The following is an 18,559-nucleotide window of genomic DNA, read 5'->3' as shown; positions in this document are numbered from 1 at the left end:
GTCAAGGCCGCACGCGATCGCCCTGGGGCAGCAAGGTTCCAGCCCAACTAACCGATTGCTACAAAACGCCCGAAACCCGATCAAGTATATCGCAGTACCCGACCGCGTCCCACGCAGACCGTCCAATAAACAACCCGTCGATGTGGGAGCATGAAGCTAACTCTCGGCAGTTCTTTGGATTTACAGACCCGCCATATAAACACGGCAACTTCCGCCCCAGACAATCTTCGGCGACTGTCGAAATATGTTTATGCCGCGCATCAGCGTAATCAGCACTTGCAGGAGTACCGCGCTCGCCGATAGCCCAAACTGGCTCATATGCCAGCAAAATGGTCGATGCTTCTTTCGCGGCTACATGCCGAAGAGCCGCCCTTACTTCACGCTCGAGGACAGAGTCCGCTCTCCCGTTACTTTTGTCTTCAGCGGTCTCTCCTATGCAGATTAGTGGAGTCAACCCATGGGCAAGAGCCGCGGCGACTTTCAGTCCGACCGTTTCGTCAGTTTCGCCGAAGTGCGCTCTCCGTTCTGAATGTCCCAACTCGACCAGATCAAGACCACAATCAATTAGCATGGGAGGGGATATCTCTCCCGTCCATGCTCCAGAATCTTCCCAATGCATATTTTGCGCCCCTACTTTGACCGGAAGATCGGCGATCATATGCTTGACGTCCCGAACCATAGTGAACGGCGGAATTATGAACCGTTGGATGCCATCATCGCGGTGGGGAAAACGCTTTCGCAACTCACTACAAAAATCTTCCGCTTCGGGAAGAGTCTTGTTCATTTTCCAACTGGTCCCGACCCAAAACGGATGCTTGCTCATAGTCATGCCTTAAAAATTCCAAAACACTTGGACGCCCGCGTATATTTGAGAAGAAATTATCGTCAGATACTTAAAATTAATAATCAGTCTTATTGGAAAGAAATTCACCAACGACGCGCGCCGCAAGCGCGAGGGACAAAGCTCCTGCGTCTGGAAGCCCTATGCTCCGCTGCGCATGATTACGTGCACGACCAAGACGTGGTGTAAGATCCCTCGTTCCGTCAGCCGCTTTTTGGGAGGCCTCCGCTCCCACGCGCCACGCATCAACAACAGGCCGTCCAGATTTGACCCCATGATCAAACGCCTCCACGAACGGCGCCAACGCATCGATCAAGGTCTTGTCGCCCGGTTTAGCCCCGCCTAGAGTCATTATGCGGTCCATCGCTAAACGCGCCCCTCTCACAAGCTGTTCCGCTGTCGGCTTAGCATCATCATTCAACGCGGTGCTAAAGGCCCTCAGGCCCTCTCCCCACAGCGCTCCGGAGGTGCCTCCAGCTCTGTCGGCCCAGGCATCCGCAGCCGCGCCGAGCACGCTCATCGCGCCGGCTCCAACCTTTGCAGCTTGCTGGGCCATACGTTCTGCTGCAGCCGAACCCCGCGCCATCCCCTGCCCGTGATCTCCATCCCCCGCCTGCGCGTCAATACGCCCGAGTTCGGCCTCGGCCTTCGCCAATGCCTGCGACAGCTTCAGCAACGCCCCCGCGACACAACGTCCGCCAGCCTCGCCGTCGACGGAGGAGGCTTTCTCAAACGAGAACACCGAACTTTCTTCAGCCGGTAGAGCCAACAGCGCCTCTCCGTCCACTCTCGCCCTGTTCAACGCAGGAGTATGCACCTCCGCCCGCCAAAACTGCTCAAGCTCATCGTCAAGCCATGTAAAGGTCAGAGAACAGCCCGCCATCTCCAGACTGGTCGCATATTCGCCTACAAGCGGCGCGACAACAGTAAGGCCAGCATCAACAAAAAGGGCGCCTAACGCCTCCCACAGAACAAACAACTCTTCATACTTCGTGCTGCCAAGGCCATTGAGAAGCACAGCGACTTTCGCCGGGGCGCCTGCTGGCGCCTCGTTCATAACGCGCTCGAACAGCAGTTTCGCCAAATGCTGAACGTCAGGAATATCCTGCTCGTCGATACCCGGTTCCCCATGCAGGCCTAAGCCCAGCGCCATTCTACCTTTTGGCACCGTAAAGAGCTTGTTTTTCTCTCCGGGAATAGTGCATCCACCAAACGCGACGCCGAACGTCCGCGTCCAGTCATTAGCGTGTCGACCAATACGATCAACGTCGTCGATCAGGAGTCCCGCTTCCGCGGCGGCTCCAGCTATTTTGAAAATGGTCAGATCACCGGCAATTCCGCGCCGCATCGCTCGATTGGAATCGTCTGCGCTCGCAACATCATCGGTGGTGGCCAGCACACGAACATCAATGCCTTCGTCGCGAAGCCTCTCGGCAGCGATGCCGAAATTAAGAACATCTCCGGCGTAATTTCCGTAACCTAAAATAACGCCGCCCCCCCTGTTGGCGGCTCGAGCTACGTTGATGATCGCCTGCGTAGACGGGGAAGCGAATATATCGCCCGCTACGGAGGCTTCGGCGAACCCTTTACCCACATACCCTACAAACGCCGGGTAATGACCTGAACCGCCGCCCACTACCAACGCAACTCTTCCGTTGTCGCTCTGCGTGCGACGCACAACTCCTCCCCGCACGGGCCTCACGATATCGTGGTGCGCAAGGCAGTAGCCATGAAGAGCCGAAGCCGCGAATTCAGAAGCATCTCCGCAAATCCGAGTCATTGATGCGGTTCCTTTATTTTTTATTTTTCGGAATTGGTCTTTGGGTCACGGCGCGAAATGGATCGCCATCACGCGCTGCGGTTGAGATAACGACGCGTCAGGGAATCGAAGGAAATCGCGAGCACGACGATTCCGCCGCTTACGATCGATTGCCAGTATGGAGATATTCCAAAAAGGACGATGATGTTTTCGATAATGCCGATAATCACGGCCCCGAGGACAGCTCCGATTGGACTCCCAAGGCCACCCGTCGTCGCCACACCGCCAATTACGGCCGCTGCAATAGGCGATAGAACCCATGTATCGCCTATCGAAGGTTGCGCGCTCCCCAACCTCGCCACCATCAGGATGCCCGCAACCGCCGACAGAAATCCGGCAGTCACAAAAGCGCCTACGCGGATTGCCGCGACCCGCAGACCCAGCATACGCGCAGCTTCCGCATTACTGCCTATTGCGTATACATACCTTCCCAATGGGGTGCGCTGCATGACAAATCCCACAACAATCAGGATCGCCAGCAAAGCGACAAAGGGGATAGGCACTCCCGCGATCATGCCACTACCGAGAAATGTGATGTCGTGCGGGATTCCGGTGATTGCAACGCCCTTCGTCGCCACAAGTATCGCGCCGCCATACACGCCAGCCATACCAATCGTCAGCACAAGCGAGTGAAGCTGAAGCCGGGTCACAAGCAGCCCGTTCAACAAACCACATGCTGCGCCAAGGAACAGGCACAAGATGATCGCAACCCAAGGGTTGACTCCATATTGCACCATCAGGACACCGCTGGCGATTCCGCTCAGGCCCCCTATAGCGCCGACAGAGAGATCCAGTTCACCAAGAATCATCAAAATCGCCTGACCGATAGTGATCAGGCCAATAAACGCCAGAGAACGCGCGATGATCATCATGTTAAAGCGCGTCAGGAAGTATGGCGAAAGGAAGCATGCGACAATAAAAATGATGACCAGAGCGGCCATAACGCCGCCAAGCGAATTCCCTGCAAAGCGATCGATTAATGTCTTCAGCAGCTTCTTTTCCGCTGTCGGCGAAGCCGCGGCTGGGGCAGTAGTTTCATGCGACATGACGACTCTCCCGGGCGCCAATGATCGCGCCTACGAGTGTGTTGACGTCGGTGGACGCCTGATCAAACGAACCGTTGATTCGACGATCGTACATTGTAACGATACGGCTCGCACACCGTTGCAGTTCAGCCATTTCAGAGGAAACCAGAATGATTCCAGCCCCGCCTTCCGCCAATTCTTGCATGATTTTGTAGATTTGAAATTTTGTTCCTATATCAATTCCTTTTGTTGGTTCGTCAAATATGAGAATTTTAGGACGTCTCGCCATCGCACGTCCGATAATCGCTTTTTGTTGGTTACCCCCGGAAAGGAATTTTATACTTTTTTCGACCGACGATGTTCTCACGTCGAAATCGCGAACTATATTTTTGATTCTGTCCTGCTCTTTGCGTCCGGAGATCACTCCGCCCCGAGTGAGCTGATCCATTATGGAGGCCCCTATATTTTCCCTTACGCTGAGAAGCGGGAAGATTCCGTGGTGCTTTCTTTCTTCGGACAAGTAGACCATACCTGCTGCAACAGCCTTGTCAGTACGGCCCGGTGGAATAGCCGCTCCATCCAGCAGGCACTTGCCACCCGTCGCCCGATAATATCCAAACATAGTTTGCATCAACTCGGAGCGTCCTGCACCGACCAGGCCAGCGAATCCTACGATTTCTCCGCGCCTGACGGAGAAATTTGCATCGGAAAATCCCGGCCCCGCCAATCCCTCTACAGACAGCAGCACTTCTCCTGCCTCCCGCCGTGGCTGGAAGCGCTCCTCAAGGGATATGCTGTTCCCCGACATCAGATGAATAAGGCGGCTTTCCGTCATATCCGTCATGGAGTAGGTCCCGACGCTACGCCCATTTCGCAGCACCGTCACCGTATCTCCCAATTCGAATATTTCTTCCATTTTGTGAGATACAAATACAATTGCAACACCTTCTGCACAAAGTTGACGAATAATGCCGAAAAGATGTTGTGTCTCGTTCGCCGTCAAAGACGAAGTTGGTTCATCCAGTATCAATACGCCAAAACTGTCACGCGACGCAGCGCGTGCAATCTGCAGAAGCTGCTGATCCGGCACGCTGATGCTACTCACCGATTGGTCAGCCAGGCAATGCATGCCGAAACGTTCAATAAATTTATCCGCAGCAACTTTCATGGCGCGCCGCGATACCGCGAGACCACCAAAACCCGCACGCCCGAATGGCATGAACATATTTTCTGCGACGGTCATCGACGCAAATAAATTCAACTCTTGCGGCACATAAGCTATTTTAGAAAAGAGCGCCCTGTTCGCCAGCGCGTCCTCTCCCTCAATATCTATCGAACCGGCGTCAGGCGTTACAAGACCTGTAATGGTCTTGATCAGCGTAGATTTGCCCGCCCCATTTTCACCCGCAAGAATATGAATTCTTCCCGGTTCTAGCGACAGATCGACACGATCCAGAGCAACGACGCCTGGGTACTCCTTACGGATTCCTGCAACCTTCAGAAACGACATGTTCACCTCCAGGCGTCGGATAACCTTAAAGAGACTGTTTGGTGATAATGTCTATTCCGGTATCGATATTTTTTGGGGTCTTCTGCCCGGCCGCTTTCTGCCACGCCGCAACGACAGCCCAATAACCCTGCATTTCCGGACGACTTGACGCCGACGACTCCGCGACTCCGTCTTTGATCAACTGGATCATATCATTGAGATTGTCGAGCCCGACTTCCTTTACCTTACCGGTTTGGCCACTCTCCCGAATTGCCTGCCCTACGCCTACCGGCCCTGCAGCGTCGCAAGCCACCCATCCCACCAGGTTGGGGTGAGCCTGCATAATCGCCGACGCCTGCTTCTGCGCCGTCTCGATGCTGTCATTGTCGATGCCCGTGGCGACCACTTTTATAGCAGGGTATTTTGCGAACACCTTCTGCTCGCACTGCGCACGAATGGAATGATTAGGCGCGGTGGGTACGCCCATCATAATCGCGACTTCCCCCTTTTCGTCTATCAATTTGACCAATCGTTCAGCCGCCAACGTGCCCTGTTCGCAAAAATCTGCACCGACGCCGGTCACGTCCATGCCCTGCGGTGGAGGCGAGTCAAACACCGTCAGTCCCACACCCTGACCGTCAGCTTCCTCCATGGTCGAACGATTCCCCTTTTCATCAAGAGGATCCAACAAAATTCCATTCGGATGTGTCGCAATCGCTCGCTCGATGATGTCATTTTGCATCGAGACGTCAGCATTTTGCGGCGCACGATACTCAACCGTAATTTGCTGTCCCGTCGCCTTACTCAGCATCGTAGCGGCCGACTGCGCGCCAGCGTTGACCTTGTCGAACCAGGGGTGAACCGTCTTCGGAATCAACACAAAGCGCATTGGACCACTCGTATCCGCCGCCTTCATTGGTGTCGGCGAAACCATGACGCCTGCGGCCAGAATTGCAGAAAGCAGAAAAACATGTTTCATTTTTATTTTTCTTTCGAAACCGTCTTGTCCGGTTATTTTCAATTCGGGCGTGTTAACAGGCCAGCTTATCCTCGCGTCCCGCCTTACCACCATATTTTCTTCCCAACGCGTCAACGCCAGCTACGTTTTTGGCGGACGCACTTTTGGGATCAAAACTCTTCATAATCCAGGCGTCAGCAATCACTTTAGCCAACTCCGCACCGATAACACGCGCTCCCATCGTGATGATATGCGCGTCGTTTGAAAGCGCTGCGCGCTCCGCCGAGTAGGTATCATGCGTCTGCGCCGCGCGTATTCCTGGAATTTTGTTCGCCGACATGCACACGCCAATACCTGTGCCGCAACACAAGATGCCGCGGTCGAACTCACCGTCGATGATGGAGAGACACACACGCTCACTTAGTTCGGAATACAGTTCCTTGTCGCCGCCGCGCGGGTGTGACATATCAACGACCGTCAAACCCTCTTTCTGAGACAAGTATTCGTACAGAACATGCGCCAATCCCTCGCCCGCGCTGTCACCTCCGACCACAATACGCATCTTTCCACTCCTTCTGTTTATTCTTCAGAGACCTGCATGACCTCCGCCTGATTCGCCCCACGTTCGGGGCGCAGAGAGGCAATCTGCAAGTTGACGCCAGCATCTTCCAGACGCGACCTTGTATCCGGCGCAATTCCGGCGTCCGTTATAACGATGTCAAAAGCAGTTAGATCCGCCAGTCGGTTCAAAGCGCTGACGTCGAATTTCATGCTGTCGACAAGCAAAACTCTCCGATCGACGATCTCCATCATGGCAAGCTTGGCTTTGATGACCTCCTGCTCTTGATGATAGGCCGTCGTGCCATGGATTGCAGACACGGACATGAACAATGTGTTCGCCCTCAACGCAGACACCGACAATTCGCAAAGGTTTCCAAAAAACGCATCGAATGTCGGCCGATATTGCCCCCCCAGTGAGATTAGCTCGATTCCACGGGCGGATGAGAGACGCGCCCCCGTTCCCAGACTGTTGGTTATGACAATCAGCGGCGCCTTTTGGACCAGGTAATCGCTCAGTATTGCGGCAGTCGACGAGTCGTCGAGCACCACGATATCGCCTGCCGACACTAACCGGGACGCGACATTCGCAATCGCCCGCTTTTCGTGAGTTGCACGCCGCGAACGATGCAAAATGCTGGTTTCCACACTTCCTGTGGAAAGCGTGGTCACGCCTCCATGCACTTTTCGCAGCAAGCCTTCGGCCGCCAAAGCCTGAACGTCACGGTGCACCGTCATGCGGCTGGTCGCGAAGTGTTCGGCCAACTCCTCAATTTGCGCATTACCGTTTGCAGTAACGTACTGCAGCAACGCCTGACGTCGCGCCGCCACCGCTCCTGATACGCCACCTGTATCGACTGAACGCGCCATAAATCACGCTCTCCTTTTTGTGCCCCTCATGACTGATAGCACCAGGCCCCCCGCCGCGCAGCGGCCAGAAAGCCCGGCAGGAGGGCGTCTCGTCTTCTGCGCGAACGAGTTCACCCAACCGGCACAACTTCACATAGAGAACATGAAGATCACAGTAAAGTGGTATTTTTTATGTGATAATGATACAAATATCACATCACTGTGTGAGTGACGTCACAAGCCGCCGCCCACGCGGCAACGCAACCTGGTTTTCTCCGCTTACCCACGGCCGAAGACAGATGAGCAGTCGCCGTGACCGATTGGGGCTCAAGCGGATGAAAGCCAGGGTTCTTCTCGAACTGAGAAAGTGGCGCTTGTCCCGGAGCACATTAGCGCCCTTAGATTGCCCACAAGCTCACGGCGTCACCGAAAGATCATGAGCGTGGTTTCATCAATAACCATAATAACAAACACCAATCGTCGGCGATCGGCGCCTTGAGCCCCTGCGCCGTCGAAACACTGCCAGCAGCTTTGCGGACGGAGACACACTACGCAGATCAACAGCAAACAATACTCGTTATTAGCGCAAAGTAAATTTTAATATATACTCACGTTTTCGTCGCGTTATTTAAATATATAATTCAATAACAAAACACCAAATTAATATTTACTGCGTGCAATTCTATAACTCGCGATAACGCAACGCCTCAACCAGCAGATTAAACGCTGGCGAGGTCTGGCGGCGACTGGGATAATAGAGATGATAGCCGGAGAACGGCGGGCACCAATCCTCCAGAACACGCACCAGCCGCCCCTCGTCAATCAAAGCGTCGAACTGATCCTCCGGCAAACATGCAAGCCCCAGACCACTGAGGGCCGCGTCTATAATCATCGGAACGTCGTTGCAGACGAACTGCCCCTCCACGCGCACATTCAGAGCTCGCCCATCCTTTTCGAGCTCCCATGCGTAAAGACCGCCGTACGTAGGCAGCCGGATATTAATGCAATTGTGCGCAGTCAAATCATGAGGGGTCATAGGTTTAGGATTTACCGCAAAATACTCCGGCGAACCCACGACTACCATGCGCAAGTCCGGGCCAATTTTAACGGCCACCATGTCCTTTTCGACTTGCTCGCCCAACCGGACGCCAGCGTCGTATCTCTCCGCAACGAGATCGACTAACCTCTGATCGACGGTGAGTTCGATCCTGATCTCTGGATAATCAAGCATCAACCGCTTCGCCGCGGGCATCAGAATGGTTTGGGCGGCATGCCTGCTGGTCGTAACCCGAATCAAGCCCGCTGGTCTTTGCCGTAGCGCACTGATCGCATTCATCTTCGCCACTATATCATTAAACGCAGGCCGCAGGGTCTCCGCAAGCTGCTCTCCAGCTTCGGTAGGCGCGACATTACGGGTGGTGCGCGTCAGAAGCCGCACCCCCATCCGTTCTTCCAGACGCCGGACAGTATGACTGAGCGAAGATTGCGACGTCGCCAGCCGAGCGGCCGCACGCGTGAAGCTCCGCTCCTCAGCGACAATCAGAAACGCCATCAAGTCGCCAAGTTCGTCGCGCTTCATATATGAACCTAAAATATAACTTCATGCGGAACTTAGCATCTAATTCATAAGCGAAGCGAGCGTTATGTAGGACGTTCACATAACGCTACGGCCATGTTGCGGCGCGTGGAAAGTGATCGCCTCCCTGAGGCCTTCCACCCCGACCCAGCCGACTGAAAGGAATGAGCAATGCTGAAAAGACGCCTTGGGGCTCGCGGCCCCGAAGTATCCGCATTGGGTTATGGCTGCATGGGCCTCGACTTTGGCTACGCGACCAGAGTCACGAAAGCTGAGGGCGTGACGCTAATCCGTCAGGCGGTGGATCGTGGCGTCAGCTTCTTCGATACGGCCGAAGTCTACGGCCCGTTCACCAATGAAGAGATGGTCGGAGAAGCGCTGCATCCGGTGCGTGAGCAGGTGGTTATCGCCACGAAGTTCGGGTTCAATTTCGTCGACGGCAAGCAGTCCGGGTTGAACAGCCGCCCCGAAAACATCAAAGCCGCCGCCGACGCTTCGCTCAAGCGGCTTGGCGTCGAGCAGATCGACCTTCTCTATCAGCATCGCGTCGATCCAAATGTGCCTATCGAGGACGTTGCTGGCGCAGTCAAGGACTTGATCGCCGAGGGCAAGGTGAAGCACTTCGGGATGTCCGAACCCAGCGCTGCGACCGCGCGGCGCGCTCATGCCGTGCAACCACTCACAGCTCTCCAGAACGAATACTCGCTGTGGACCCGTGGCGTCGAGACCAACGGCATCCTTGATCTTTGCGAGGAGCTGGGGATTGGCCTCGTTCCCTACAGCCCTCTCGGCAAAGGGTTCCTGACCGGCGCGATGGACAAGGACACCAGAATTGGCGAAGGCGATTTTCGCGCGATCATTCCTCGGTTCACCCCGGAAGCTATGGACAAAAATCAGGCGCTGGTCGACCTGCTGAAAGAGATCGCTTGGGAGAAGAACGCCACGCCCGCCCAAATTGCGCTCGCATGGCTGCTTACGCGCAAGCCATGGATCGTGCCGATCCCCGGCACCACCAAACTACACCGGCTTGAAGAAAACCTCGGAGCTGCAAGCGTCGATCTAACGCCATCTGACCTAGAAAAAATCGAAACGGCAGCGTCGGCGATTCGGATAGAAGGCGAACGCTATCCCGCACAGATCATGGCGATGACCGGTCTCTAAAACGTCGATGAGTCGCAAAACCGGCTACTGGCCAGACGCCGGAAGTCAACGATGCAATGTTTTCCGTTCGCGCCCACCACGAAAGCAGGTTGCGGCTCTTTGCCTACCCCGGAAGCAAACGGAATCTATGAGGTGATTTATGCAATACACGCGACTTGGTAATTCCGGCCTGAAGGTAAGCCGCCTCACACTTGGATGCATGAGCTTTGGCACAGGCGGTTTCTCGGGCTCATGGTCATTGAGCGAAGAGGACGCTCAACCCATTTTCCGGCAGGCGCTTGATCTGGGAATAACGTTCTGGGATACCGCCAATGTTTACGGTCAGGGCACCTCGGAAGAAATCGTCGGACGAGCGATTGCGAACCTCGCACGTCGTGATGATATCGTTCTTGCAACCAAGCTGAATTTCCCGATGCACGACGGTCCCGGCGGGTCTGGCTTGTCGCGCAAGGCGGTGATGGAGCAGATCGACGCTTCCCTGAAACGACTGGGAACTGACTATATCGACCTGTATCAGATCCATCGTTTTGATCCGAACGCGCCGGTCGAGGAAACAATGGAGGCCCTGCACGACGTCGTGAAGGCTGGGAAAGCCCGTTATATCGGCGCTTCGTCAATGTGGGCATGGCAGTTTTCCAAAATGCAGTATATCGCAGCCCTGAACGGCTGGACGCGATTTGTCTCCATGCAACACCAGTACAATCTGGTGCAACGAGAGGAGGAACGTGAAATGTTTGGCGTGCTCGCCGATCAGGGCGTCGGATCGTTGCCATGGAGCCCTCTGGCCGCAGGCCTCGTCACGCGCCCCTGGGGAGACAAAAGCACCACGCGGGGAGCAAACAATCCAACTGAAGACAGGTCTGGCCGTCCACTGTTCCTGCATAGCGACAAGCCCATCATCGACGCCGTCGAAAAAATCGCTGCTACACATGGTGTCTCGATGGCCACTGCGGCGATGGCATGGGTATTCAATAATCCTCTTGTCACTTCGCCGATTATCGGCGCAACGCGACCAAAGCATCTCGCCGACGCCGTCGCGGCGCTCGATATCAAACTCAGCCCCAAGGAAGTCGCCTCTCTGGAACAGCCTTACGCCCCGCGACTTCCGACCTATTTCGATTGATATTCTCGCTTTTTACCACAACAAACCATTAATTCATTAGACCGGGCGACACTCCGCAATTCACAGGCCGTAGCCGCATTAATCGTCCCCGATCGTCGGTTGACGGCCTTTATGCGGCAGGCAATGGCGGCCATACTCGATCAGGAAGGCGTTGTGCTGGCAATCCATGACACCCTGATGGCGCCTGCGTCGTTCCGCGAGCGGACGCGGACTGCTATTGAGGGGGGGCGTGTAGGGAACGATTAGGGCGCGTTGTCAGGACCGTTTAACGGACATTGGCTCCGTTCAGTTAACGCAGCCTATTGCTTCAAGAAGACAAGGTTTATCTGAGCCGATTTGAATGCATGTAAAAATCCACAACCCGCCTTGCGATGCTATCTGCGATTTTTCTTGACTGCTCCAACGAAAGACGTTCGCCTCTTTTGACGCCGCAATCTGTCAGTGCAATATCGATGGCATCCTCAATTGCATGTTGAGTTTCGCGCTCTCGCAAGCGAGTTAACGCAGGCGCGATCACGCTGTCAGCGGCTGTTTTTAGGTGTTCGAAATCACAGTGCTTGTACTCGAAGATATCCTCCATATCGGATCGAGAGAAATCAAATCGGGTCATTATTTCCAATTGCTCTCTGGTCGTCGGGTCGATGGCATAAGACCTGTTACATTCCGCACCTGTATAGCTTTCAGACAGCAAGACGACCGATCGAAGAAAGCCAAAATATTCGACATATCCGATGAGTAACCCGGTGTCTGGATTGCCCGAAATAGCCACACAATGTAACGGCTTGCTTGTGGGCCTATCGACAAGAATGTCGGTTGTTGCACAATAACCGAAGCAGGCCTCGCCTTCATCATTTCTCATGTAATTTATGGCTAAATTACAAAATTCAAAAGAGATTCCGCAATCGAGAGCAAAGGCGACAGCAGACTTGACTATTGAGCGCCCAGCGAGAGCGCCACCAATTTGAATCGGCAACTCAACCAGCCCTTGAAGGTAAGTTGTCTGCCGCGTGCTTTTCGACATCTCCTCGTCAATATTTAATTGCGGATGTTTCTTTTTAATTCCGCGAAGAATTTTCATAGCCTCAGATGCGTTGCGTGCGGTCACGTTATATTTGAAGCCACGGTCGGTCTCCGATAGCGAAACTTTCGGTTGCGGCAATTGAAGCCGCCCGTCTCTCAACTTTTGCATGACTTCTCCAGCAGTCGTGCGGATAGTCAGCATCGGAAGCTCGCCACGTTCTCGCCTAATATCGAAAAGATGACACAGGCCGTTCAGTTGCGCGGCAAGTTCCGCATCCCATTTATGCCCGCTCGTGTTGTTGCATGGAGCGCAAAGAAAGCCGCGTATTTTACGAGAACCGCCGATGGCATTTGGTATGATATGCTCTGCGGAATCATTCGAGCGGTCGATGTTGGTATTGCAAAGCGCACAATTCGGCATGGCTCAACCTACACCAGTGAAGGCAATATCCGAAGTGTTTCTTCACACCTGAAAGTGTTCCGGCGGCGAGGCGATGGTATTTTTGTTGACCTGCTCAGTCCGTCGCAGACCGCCGGGTATAAGCATTAAGTTGTTTTGCAAACGACGCCCAGAGCCTCCCGCACGCCCTCCGGCATCCCGCTTTCGACCACGCCGAGGATCGCACATCCGCAAACGGCCCACTGTAACTCGTCCTCCATATAAACCGCCTCTGCGATCGTCTGCGGCTTATGGTCAAGCAGCTTCTGTGCAACCAAAAGCTGGCATTTTGGAACACCGGCCAAATGCGCTCCCGCATGAAGGCGCCAAACGATTTTCTGAAGCTGTGAAAGTTCACCACGCCGTTGCCTTCCACGCCCAGCACGGCCCGCCGCAGGTCCGTGAAACATTGCGAGAAGACATGACCGCGCTTCTTGCCCACGCCACCGGGCCTGCACTCAGGGAACAGCACGGCGTCCGGTCCGCCCGTCGCCTCCGCATCCCGCAAGCGTCTCGCTTTAATAGGCATTAACCGCGGGGGGAGCGGAACCTTGCGGACGGAGTTCTCCGTCTTGGCGTGCTCTTCCGTCACCGAAATGCCCCAGAGCGGTCCATGAGCGCCGCCGCGATTCACGATGCGGCTCACCGTCAAGCTGCACAGTTCGTTTTCGCGTGCCCCTGTTAGCCGAGCGATCCGCAGCAGGTCCATGAGCGGCGCAGTCCGCCGTACGCTTCAAACCACGCATGTCTGGTCCCTTTTTAGCCATGAGGGACTACCGACAGACAACCACCGACGAGGTAGCTGATCACTACCGACAGCACGGTGTAGTTCGTTGGTTTTATTAAATTTTCAGGATCGTGGTGGAAGGGGTTGGATTCGAACCAACGTAGGCGCACGCCAGCGGATTTACAGTCCGCCCCCTTTAGCCACTCGGGCACCCTTCCGACGCGGAGACGAATTACGGCGCTCGTCCCCTCCTGTCAATGCGGTTTCGTCACACAAACGTATTCCGCGCCCTGGCGAACAGCGGGCGCGCGAAATGATGACGGATGCGCACCGTAATCGTATAGCTGCATTCATGCCTAAGCCACGCTCATCAGCACCCCGTCCCCAGCCATCCTCTCGCCCGCAGCAGAGGCGCTCAGAACGCGCCGCACCGCATGAGCACCCGGGGCAGCCATCAGCCACCCGCAACGAGGGCCAGCGTGCGCCTCGCGAGCATCGTGGCCGTGGGCGGCAAGGGGGTAAGCCCGGCGGGCCGTACTGGCTAGCTGGCGTTCACGCGGTGCAGGCCGCGTTGGAAAACCCCGCGCGCACCATTCTCCGCGTCCTGCTGACCGCCGAAGCCCGCCCAGACTTCATCGAGAGACTGTCAACGCCACTCCCCGCCTTGGCTGAGACCACAGACCGGGCGCATCTCGCGGCTCTTCTTGGAGCAGAAACGGTACATCAGGGCGTCGCGGCGCTGGTCGAACCTCTGGAAGCCATGGATCTTGAGGACGCTCTGGAGCGCCCCGGCCCCATCCTCGTGCTCGATCAGGTCACGGATCCCCGCAACGTCGGCGCGATTCTCCGCTCGGCCGCGGCGTTCGGCGCCGCATGCATCGTCATGCAGGATCGCCACGCGCCGGATGAAGGCGCCGCACTCGCCAAGGCCGCTTCCGGGGCTCTTGAGATCGTGCCGCTGATACGCGTCGTCAATCTTGCGCGGAGTCTGGAGACGCTGAAGCGTCAGGATATCTGGACAATCGGCCTCGACGCAGGAGGGAGCCGCCTCAACGGGTCGTCGCTGGGCGGGCGACGCGCCGCACTTGTGTTGGGCTCGGAAGGCGATGGATTGCGACGCCTCACTCGAGAAGCCTGCGACGAGATCGCAGGCGTGTACATGCCGGGCCACATGGAAAGCCTGAACGTTTCCGTAGCAGCGGCGGTCGGCCTCTACGAACTGATTCGGACCAATTGAGTAAAAGAAAAAATTCTACAGACGGATCAGCGCGATCACATAGATGATCGCCGCCATAGCCAGCGTGAAGCTCACAAGACCGACGATCCGGCCGCGCTGGCGACGATCAGCCTCATGCAATTCAGCCTCCGTCAAAATGGCGGAGGGGCGCTGTTCGATCGTGCTCATGAAAGCCACCATGTCAGTGCATGATCCCCGAGTAAGCCGCAGAACAGCAGGAAAAGATAAGCCAGCGAGAACCGAAACGACACCCGCGCAGCACGATCGCCGGCGAGACTGACGCCCGCATCATCCTGCTTCTCCAGCAGCACCCGCACCGCGCAGGCCACGAACCCGAGACCGAGCAAAGTCGCCGTCACGGTATAGAGCGCACCGCAAAGCCCCAGCACGGAAGGCGTCAACGACACCGGCAGAAGAATCAGGGTGTAGAGAAGAATCTGCCAGCGCGTGTGCCGCGCTCCGCGCACGACAGGCAACATCGGAATGCCCGCGCGCCCATAATCCTTACAGGCGTAAAGTGACAGCGACCAAAAATGCGGCGGCGTCCACAGGAACACGATCAGAAACATGACGACCGGCAGCACCGACAGCGACCCTGTGGCGGCGGCCCAGCCGATCATTGGCGGAAAAGCGCCCGCCGCCCCACCGATGACGATGTTCTGCGGCGTCGAACGCTTCAGCCACATCGTGTAAATAACCGCATAGAAGAAGATCGAGAACGCCAGAATTCCGGCCGCCAGCGCGTTCGTCGCCAGCCACATCAATGCGACGGAAAGAACGGAAAGACCGACGCCGTAAACAAGTGTCTCATCAGCGGGAATTCGACCACCGGGAATAGGGCGCGTCGCGGTGCGTTGCATGACCGCATCAATATCGCGGTCGTACCACATGTTGATCGACCCGGCCGCGCCAGACGCAAGGCAAATACATAAAATGCTGATCGCTGCGAGAATGGGATTCACCGGGCCTGGCGCGACAGCAAGGCCGGCCGCCCCCGTAAAGACCACCAGAGAAATCACTCTCGGCTTTAACAGTTGAACCCAGTCATGCGCCCGGGTCCCGACGCGGTCAGCGCGATAGCGGGGCCGCGCAGCGCGATCGGCAAGGCTCGCGCCGCTCATCGCGCAACCTGCGCAATCGTCGCGCCGTCAGTCGATCGCTCACCTAGGAAAACACCAAGAGCAACAACAACCAAAGCCAGCAACGACAGGCCAAACGCGACGCCGCTGACGATCTGCAGCGCCCCGCCAGCATGCGAAACCGCCAGATTGCCCAGAATGGATCCCGCAAACATAAACAGAAACTGGAATCGCGCCGCGACGGCAGGGTACCAACGCCCGGCGCTATCGAGCCAACCGTAAAAGGCCCCGAATAACGCCAGAGCGGATGCGCTCAGCACGGCGGCATGAACGCTGTCACCCTCCGCCACACCAACCGTCCAGCCCGAAAGCAGCACGACGAAGAAACCGGACGTCCATAACAGTTGCACGCCCCCGCGTCCTGCAAAGGAGACGGCCCGTCGCCACAAACGCGACATCCAGAGGGCGCCAAACGTGAGCGAGCACAGCGCCGCCAGCCCTGTCTCGAAAGAGACGACCGGCGCCAGCGCCTGATGCGTCATCATCGCATGAGCCCAAATTACCGGCCCGCCGACGCCTGCCGCCACCGCTACTGCGCGCCCGACGTTGCTTTCAAGGGCAGAGCCTCTCCGATCATCGTCCTGACCTGCAGCGGGCTCGAACGCACGTGACGCCAGACCAAGCGCCGCAACCAGCACGACAATCATCGTCGGCATCTCAAAAGACGTCAGCACATCCGACGTCGAAGCTCCGGACACAAGCGCTCGGGTCAAGCCCGCCGCCAGCACCGGAACCGAGAACAACAACCCGGCTGCCGCCGCGACCTGTGTCCATAAAAACAGGGAGAAACGGTGCGCCGAACCGCGTTCACCGGAAACGACAGATGTCCGGCTATCCAGAATTCTGCTGAGAACGGACGTCGCCATCACGACGGCTCCCAGACACCACACGAGCCCGCCCCACACGCTTGTCGCCGCCCCTGCCGCACCAAAGAACAGCAGCAGACTGGCGATCATCAACACGAGCGACAGCGATAAAAGCCGGGCGCAGATCGCGCTGGCGCCAACACCGCGTCGCAGCTCCGCCGGAGCCAAAAGCGCCCCGAAACCGCCCAGCAACGCAGGCAGCGCAACATACAGCACCATCGCGATCGAATGAGCGTGACCGGCCTTCTTTGCGAGATCGGAAGGAAGAAGGCCAAATTGCGACGCCAGCGCAGCCGCGCCGGCCGCAGCTCCCACAGCGCAGGAGAACACTACATATCCGACGGCGGATCGAGGAGATGACGACCGTTGGGCGGTCAGCCCGGACATCGAACGGAACGAAGCGTCTACTGTTTCAGACATGGCGCCGAGTGTCTCTCCACCTCCGGCGATTACGCCTCCTGAACCGCCACCCACGTCTGCTCGACGAAGCGGCGCGGCGTCATCGCATCTATTTCATCAACCTTAACGGGATTTCACGTCGCCATGAAGCCCGTTGACGGCGTCAGCGGGACAGACCTGCATCACCGACATTGCACCTACGCGCACGCCAATCCCAACAAACCGATGCGTAGCGTCAGGCGTCTTCAGGCTGCGGCGCGGCGACCTGTTCGTGCTTCAACGTCACCAGAGTAAAAATCCCCGCTGGCGGAACAGCTTCGATCCGGGCACGGCGTATGTCTTCAGGCGGCAGCAACGCCTCCATGGCGAAATCAGGATGCCAGCCCAGAGAGTGGGACGCGCGCGCCATGCCGCGCTCAACCGCGCCGCGCAGACCGTTCGGCGCAAGAAAATGATTCACGAACAGAATATGACCGCCGGGCCGAACAACGCGCTTCAGTTCTTTCAACAAACGGCGCGGATGCGGAACGACCGAAGCGACGAACATTGCGACCGCGATGTCGAACGATGCATCTGGAAAGCGCGTGTCCTCCGCGTCCATCTCCAGAAGCATTTCGACGTTGTTCAGGCGTTCGCGGCGAACCCGCTCTCTGGCGCGGGCCAGCATGTCGGAAGACAGGTCTATCCCAGTAATCCGCTTACCAGGGACGTAATGCGGCAGCGCAAGCCCCGTGCCTACGCCAACCTCAAGGACGCGCTCGCCCGGCAGGGCATTGACGGCGGCCACGGCGCGGCGGCGGCCAAACGCGGACACTCCGCCAAACACAGCGTCATAGACTGAAGCCCAGCGCTTATAGGCGGCCTTAACCGCGTCAGCGTCGAGGGCGACCTTGGGTCCATGAGACTCGGGTATCGAAGAGGCCACTTCCACCGACTCGGCGCGGACGCCTTGCAAGACTTCGCTCATGCCCCCTATCTGCCCGCCACCGCGAAGTTCTACAAGAGGCCGCGTATCGTTACACTTCGTCGAGCGCTTGCAAACGCAGCGACCGACCTACAGCATAGTGGAAGCCTCCGCGCTGGCCCGGAACACGGACCGGAGCGAAACAGCCCGGAAACGCGAGGACACTCATGCTGCAAATCGTTTTACCCTTGCTGTGCGTCATCATCTGGGGCGGAATGTTCGCTTACTACTTCCGCCAACAGTTGTGGGATTTGAGGGACCGTTTCGACAACCGTTTCGGCTCGGACAAACCCAAAGGGCCTGTGCCGGAAACAAAACTCCCGGCACCGCAGCCAGAACCCCCGGCGAGGTCGGACGGCGCCTAAACCC

19 protein-coding genes, 1 tRNA gene and 1 pseudogene are annotated in these 18,559 nt (G+C 56.8%); 5 read left to right on the top strand and 16 right to left on the bottom strand.

The genetic code is table 11. From position 1 onward, the window contains the following. Positions 1 to 58: 58 nt before the first annotated feature. The 8 genes from J2D73_RS01570 to J2D73_RS01535 form a co-directional block, all read right to left on the bottom strand. On the bottom strand, positions 59 to 823 hold the full coding sequence (locus tag J2D73_RS01570) for a triose-phosphate isomerase (RefSeq protein ID WP_207878700.1): 765 nt from the start codon (positions 821 to 823) through the stop codon (positions 59 to 61). A gap of 76 nt (positions 824 to 899) precedes the next feature. Further along, positions 900 to 2,621: a dihydroxyacetone kinase family protein gene (locus J2D73_RS01565; protein ID WP_207878698.1), complete on the bottom strand. Its 1,722-nt coding sequence runs from the start codon at positions 2,619 to 2,621 to the stop codon at positions 900 to 902. Between the two features lie 68 nt (positions 2,622 to 2,689). Next, the gene (locus J2D73_RS01560) at positions 2,690 to 3,706 is read right to left on the bottom strand and encodes an ABC transporter permease (RefSeq protein ID WP_207878696.1); all 1,017 of its coding nucleotides are present in this window, start codon (positions 3,704 to 3,706) and stop codon (positions 2,690 to 2,692) included. Continuing rightward, on the bottom strand, positions 3,696 to 5,195 hold the full coding sequence (locus tag J2D73_RS01555; protein WP_207878694.1) for a sugar ABC transporter ATP-binding protein: 1,500 nt from the start codon (positions 5,193 to 5,195) through the stop codon (positions 3,696 to 3,698). The genes J2D73_RS01560 and J2D73_RS01555 overlap by 11 nt, the downstream gene beginning before the upstream one ends. Before the next feature lie 25 nt (positions 5,196 to 5,220). Beyond that, on the bottom strand, positions 5,221 to 6,246 hold the full coding sequence (locus J2D73_RS01550; RefSeq protein ID WP_243429522.1) for a substrate-binding domain-containing protein: 1,026 nt from the start codon (positions 6,244 to 6,246) through the stop codon (positions 5,221 to 5,223). Next, complete coding sequence (derI, locus tag J2D73_RS01545; protein ID WP_207878692.1) at positions 6,206 to 6,694, bottom strand: D-erythrulose-4-phosphate isomerase; 489 nt, start codon at positions 6,692 to 6,694, stop codon at positions 6,206 to 6,208. The genes J2D73_RS01550 and derI overlap by 41 nt, the downstream gene beginning before the upstream one ends. 17 nt (positions 6,695 to 6,711) lie before the next feature. After that, positions 6,712 to 7,560 (bottom strand): DeoR/GlpR family DNA-binding transcription regulator, encoded by an 849-nt coding sequence (locus J2D73_RS01540; RefSeq protein ID WP_207878690.1) that lies wholly within the window; start codon positions 7,558 to 7,560, stop codon positions 6,712 to 6,714. A 661-nt stretch (positions 7,561 to 8,221) separates the two neighbouring features. Next, on the bottom strand, positions 8,222 to 9,118 hold the full coding sequence (locus tag J2D73_RS01535) for a LysR family transcriptional regulator (protein ID WP_207878688.1): 897 nt from the start codon (positions 9,116 to 9,118) through the stop codon (positions 8,222 to 8,224). 168 nt (positions 9,119 to 9,286) lie between these two features. Between J2D73_RS01535 and J2D73_RS01530 the strand changes: the two genes are divergently transcribed. From J2D73_RS01530 to J2D73_RS20975, 3 genes are all read left to right on the top strand, one after another. Beyond that, the gene (locus J2D73_RS01530; RefSeq protein WP_207878686.1) at positions 9,287 to 10,276 is read left to right on the top strand and encodes an aldo/keto reductase; all 990 of its coding nucleotides are present in this window, start codon (positions 9,287 to 9,289) and stop codon (positions 10,274 to 10,276) included. Positions 10,277 to 10,415: 139 nt separating this feature from the next. Then, positions 10,416 to 11,399 (top strand): aldo/keto reductase, encoded by a 984-nt coding sequence (locus tag J2D73_RS01525; RefSeq protein WP_207878684.1) that lies wholly within the window; start codon positions 10,416 to 10,418, stop codon positions 11,397 to 11,399. A 123-nt stretch (positions 11,400 to 11,522) separates the two neighbouring features. Further along, complete coding sequence (locus tag J2D73_RS20975) at positions 11,523 to 11,645, top strand: hypothetical protein (protein WP_279380871.1); 123 nt, start codon at positions 11,523 to 11,525, stop codon at positions 11,643 to 11,645. A 76-nt stretch (positions 11,646 to 11,721) separates the two neighbouring features. Here the strand turns inward: J2D73_RS20975 and J2D73_RS01520 are convergent, their stop codons facing one another. The 4 genes and pseudogenes from J2D73_RS01520 to J2D73_RS01510 form a co-directional block, all read right to left on the bottom strand. Beyond that, positions 11,722 to 12,840 (bottom strand): HNH endonuclease, encoded by a 1,119-nt coding sequence (locus J2D73_RS01520; protein WP_207878682.1) that lies wholly within the window; start codon positions 12,838 to 12,840, stop codon positions 11,722 to 11,724. Between the two features lie 125 nt (positions 12,841 to 12,965). Next, a complete protein-coding gene (locus tag J2D73_RS20625) occupies positions 12,966 to 13,163 on the bottom strand; it encodes a hypothetical protein (RefSeq protein WP_243429558.1) in 198 nt (65 codons plus the stop codon). A 50-nt stretch (positions 13,164 to 13,213) separates the two neighbouring features. Next, positions 13,214 to 13,567, bottom strand: a pseudogene (locus J2D73_RS20620) (tyrosine-type recombinase/integrase); the annotation flags it as partial. Between the two features lie 150 nt (positions 13,568 to 13,717). Then, a tRNA-Tyr gene (locus tag J2D73_RS01510) sits at positions 13,718 to 13,803 on the bottom strand. A gap of 134 nt (positions 13,804 to 13,937) precedes the next feature. Between J2D73_RS01510 and rlmB the strand changes: the two genes are divergently transcribed. Next, complete coding sequence (gene rlmB, locus J2D73_RS01505; protein WP_207878680.1) at positions 13,938 to 14,822, top strand: 23S rRNA (guanosine(2251)-2'-O)-methyltransferase RlmB; 885 nt, start codon at positions 13,938 to 13,940, stop codon at positions 14,820 to 14,822. Between the two features lie 15 nt (positions 14,823 to 14,837). Here the strand turns inward: rlmB and J2D73_RS01500 are convergent, their stop codons facing one another. The 4 genes from J2D73_RS01500 to J2D73_RS01485 form a co-directional block, all read right to left on the bottom strand. Then, on the bottom strand, positions 14,838 to 14,990 hold the full coding sequence (locus J2D73_RS01500; RefSeq protein WP_207878678.1) for a hypothetical protein: 153 nt from the start codon (positions 14,988 to 14,990) through the stop codon (positions 14,838 to 14,840). After that, positions 14,987 to 15,943 carry a heme o synthase gene (gene cyoE, locus J2D73_RS01495; RefSeq protein WP_207878676.1) on the bottom strand — a complete coding sequence of 319 codons (957 nt, stop codon included), beginning with the start codon at positions 15,941 to 15,943 and terminating at the stop codon, positions 14,987 to 14,989. The genes J2D73_RS01500 and cyoE overlap by 4 nt, the downstream gene beginning before the upstream one ends. After that, the gene (locus J2D73_RS01490) at positions 15,940 to 17,247 is read right to left on the bottom strand and encodes a heme-copper oxidase family protein (protein WP_207878674.1); all 1,308 of its coding nucleotides are present in this window, start codon (positions 17,245 to 17,247) and stop codon (positions 15,940 to 15,942) included. The genes cyoE and J2D73_RS01490 overlap by 4 nt, the downstream gene beginning before the upstream one ends. A 214-nt stretch (positions 17,248 to 17,461) precedes the next feature. Further along, positions 17,462 to 18,193: a class I SAM-dependent methyltransferase gene (locus J2D73_RS01485; protein ID WP_207878672.1), complete on the bottom strand. Its 732-nt coding sequence runs from the start codon at positions 18,191 to 18,193 to the stop codon at positions 17,462 to 17,464. A 164-nt stretch (positions 18,194 to 18,357) separates the two neighbouring features. Here J2D73_RS01485 and J2D73_RS01480 point away from each other — a divergent pair, with 164 nt between their 5' ends. After that, entirely contained in the window at positions 18,358 to 18,555 is a 198-nt protein-coding gene (locus J2D73_RS01480; protein ID WP_207878670.1) for a hypothetical protein, read from the top strand. The last annotated feature ends 4 nt before the right edge of the window (positions 18,556 to 18,559 follow it).

It is taken from the genome of Acetobacter sacchari, from assembly GCF_017377715.1.
Classification (GTDB): domain Bacteria; phylum Pseudomonadota; class Alphaproteobacteria; order Acetobacterales; family Acetobacteraceae; genus Acetobacter; species Acetobacter sacchari.
The sequence above is the reverse complement of the archived record's forward strand: the minus strand, read 5'-3'. Positions and strand labels throughout refer to the sequence as shown.

Coding starts and splice junctions, on each gene's coding strand:
- J2D73_RS01570 (WP_207878700.1), bottom strand. CDS start 823: ATGAGCAAGCATCCGTTTTGGGTCGGGACCAGTTGGAAAATGAACAAG.
- J2D73_RS01565 (WP_207878698.1), bottom strand. CDS start 2,621: ATGACTCGGATTTGCGGAGATGCTTCTGAATTCGCGGCTTCGGCTCTT.
- J2D73_RS01560 (WP_207878696.1), bottom strand. CDS start 3,706: ATGTCGCATGAAACTACTGCCCCAGCCGCGGCTTCGCCGACAGCGGAA.
- J2D73_RS01555 (WP_207878694.1), bottom strand. CDS start 5,195: ATGTCGTTTCTGAAGGTTGCAGGAATCCGTAAGGAGTACCCAGGCGTC.
- J2D73_RS01550 (WP_243429522.1), bottom strand. CDS start 6,246: ATGGTGGTAAGGCGGGACGCGAGGATAAGCTGGCCTGTTAACACGCCC.
- derI (WP_207878692.1), bottom strand. CDS start 6,694: ATGCGTATTGTGGTCGGAGGTGACAGCGCGGGCGAGGGATTGGCGCAT.
- J2D73_RS01540 (WP_207878690.1), bottom strand. CDS start 7,560: ATGGCGCGTTCAGTCGATACAGGTGGCGTATCAGGAGCGGTGGCGGCG.
- J2D73_RS01535 (WP_207878688.1), bottom strand. CDS start 9,118: ATGAAGCGCGACGAACTTGGCGACTTGATGGCGTTTCTGATTGTCGCT.
- J2D73_RS01530 (WP_207878686.1), top strand. CDS start 9,287: ATGCTGAAAAGACGCCTTGGGGCTCGCGGCCCCGAAGTATCCGCATTG.
- J2D73_RS01525 (WP_207878684.1), top strand. CDS start 10,416: ATGCAATACACGCGACTTGGTAATTCCGGCCTGAAGGTAAGCCGCCTC.
- J2D73_RS20975 (WP_279380871.1), top strand. CDS start 11,523: ATGGCGGCCATACTCGATCAGGAAGGCGTTGTGCTGGCAATCCATGAC.
- J2D73_RS01520 (WP_207878682.1), bottom strand. CDS start 12,840: ATGCCGAATTGTGCGCTTTGCAATACCAACATCGACCGCTCGAATGAT.
- rlmB (WP_207878680.1), top strand. CDS start 13,938: ATGCCTAAGCCACGCTCATCAGCACCCCGTCCCCAGCCATCCTCTCGC.
- J2D73_RS01500 (WP_207878678.1), bottom strand. CDS start 14,990: ATGAGCACGATCGAACAGCGCCCCTCCGCCATTTTGACGGAGGCTGAA.
- cyoE (WP_207878676.1), bottom strand. CDS start 15,943: ATGAGCGGCGCGAGCCTTGCCGATCGCGCTGCGCGGCCCCGCTATCGC.
- J2D73_RS01490 (WP_207878674.1), bottom strand. CDS start 17,247: ATGTCTGAAACAGTAGACGCTTCGTTCCGTTCGATGTCCGGGCTGACC.
- J2D73_RS01485 (WP_207878672.1), bottom strand. CDS start 18,193: ATGAGCGAAGTCTTGCAAGGCGTCCGCGCCGAGTCGGTGGAAGTGGCC.
- J2D73_RS01480 (WP_207878670.1), top strand. CDS start 18,358: ATGCTGCAAATCGTTTTACCCTTGCTGTGCGTCATCATCTGGGGCGGA.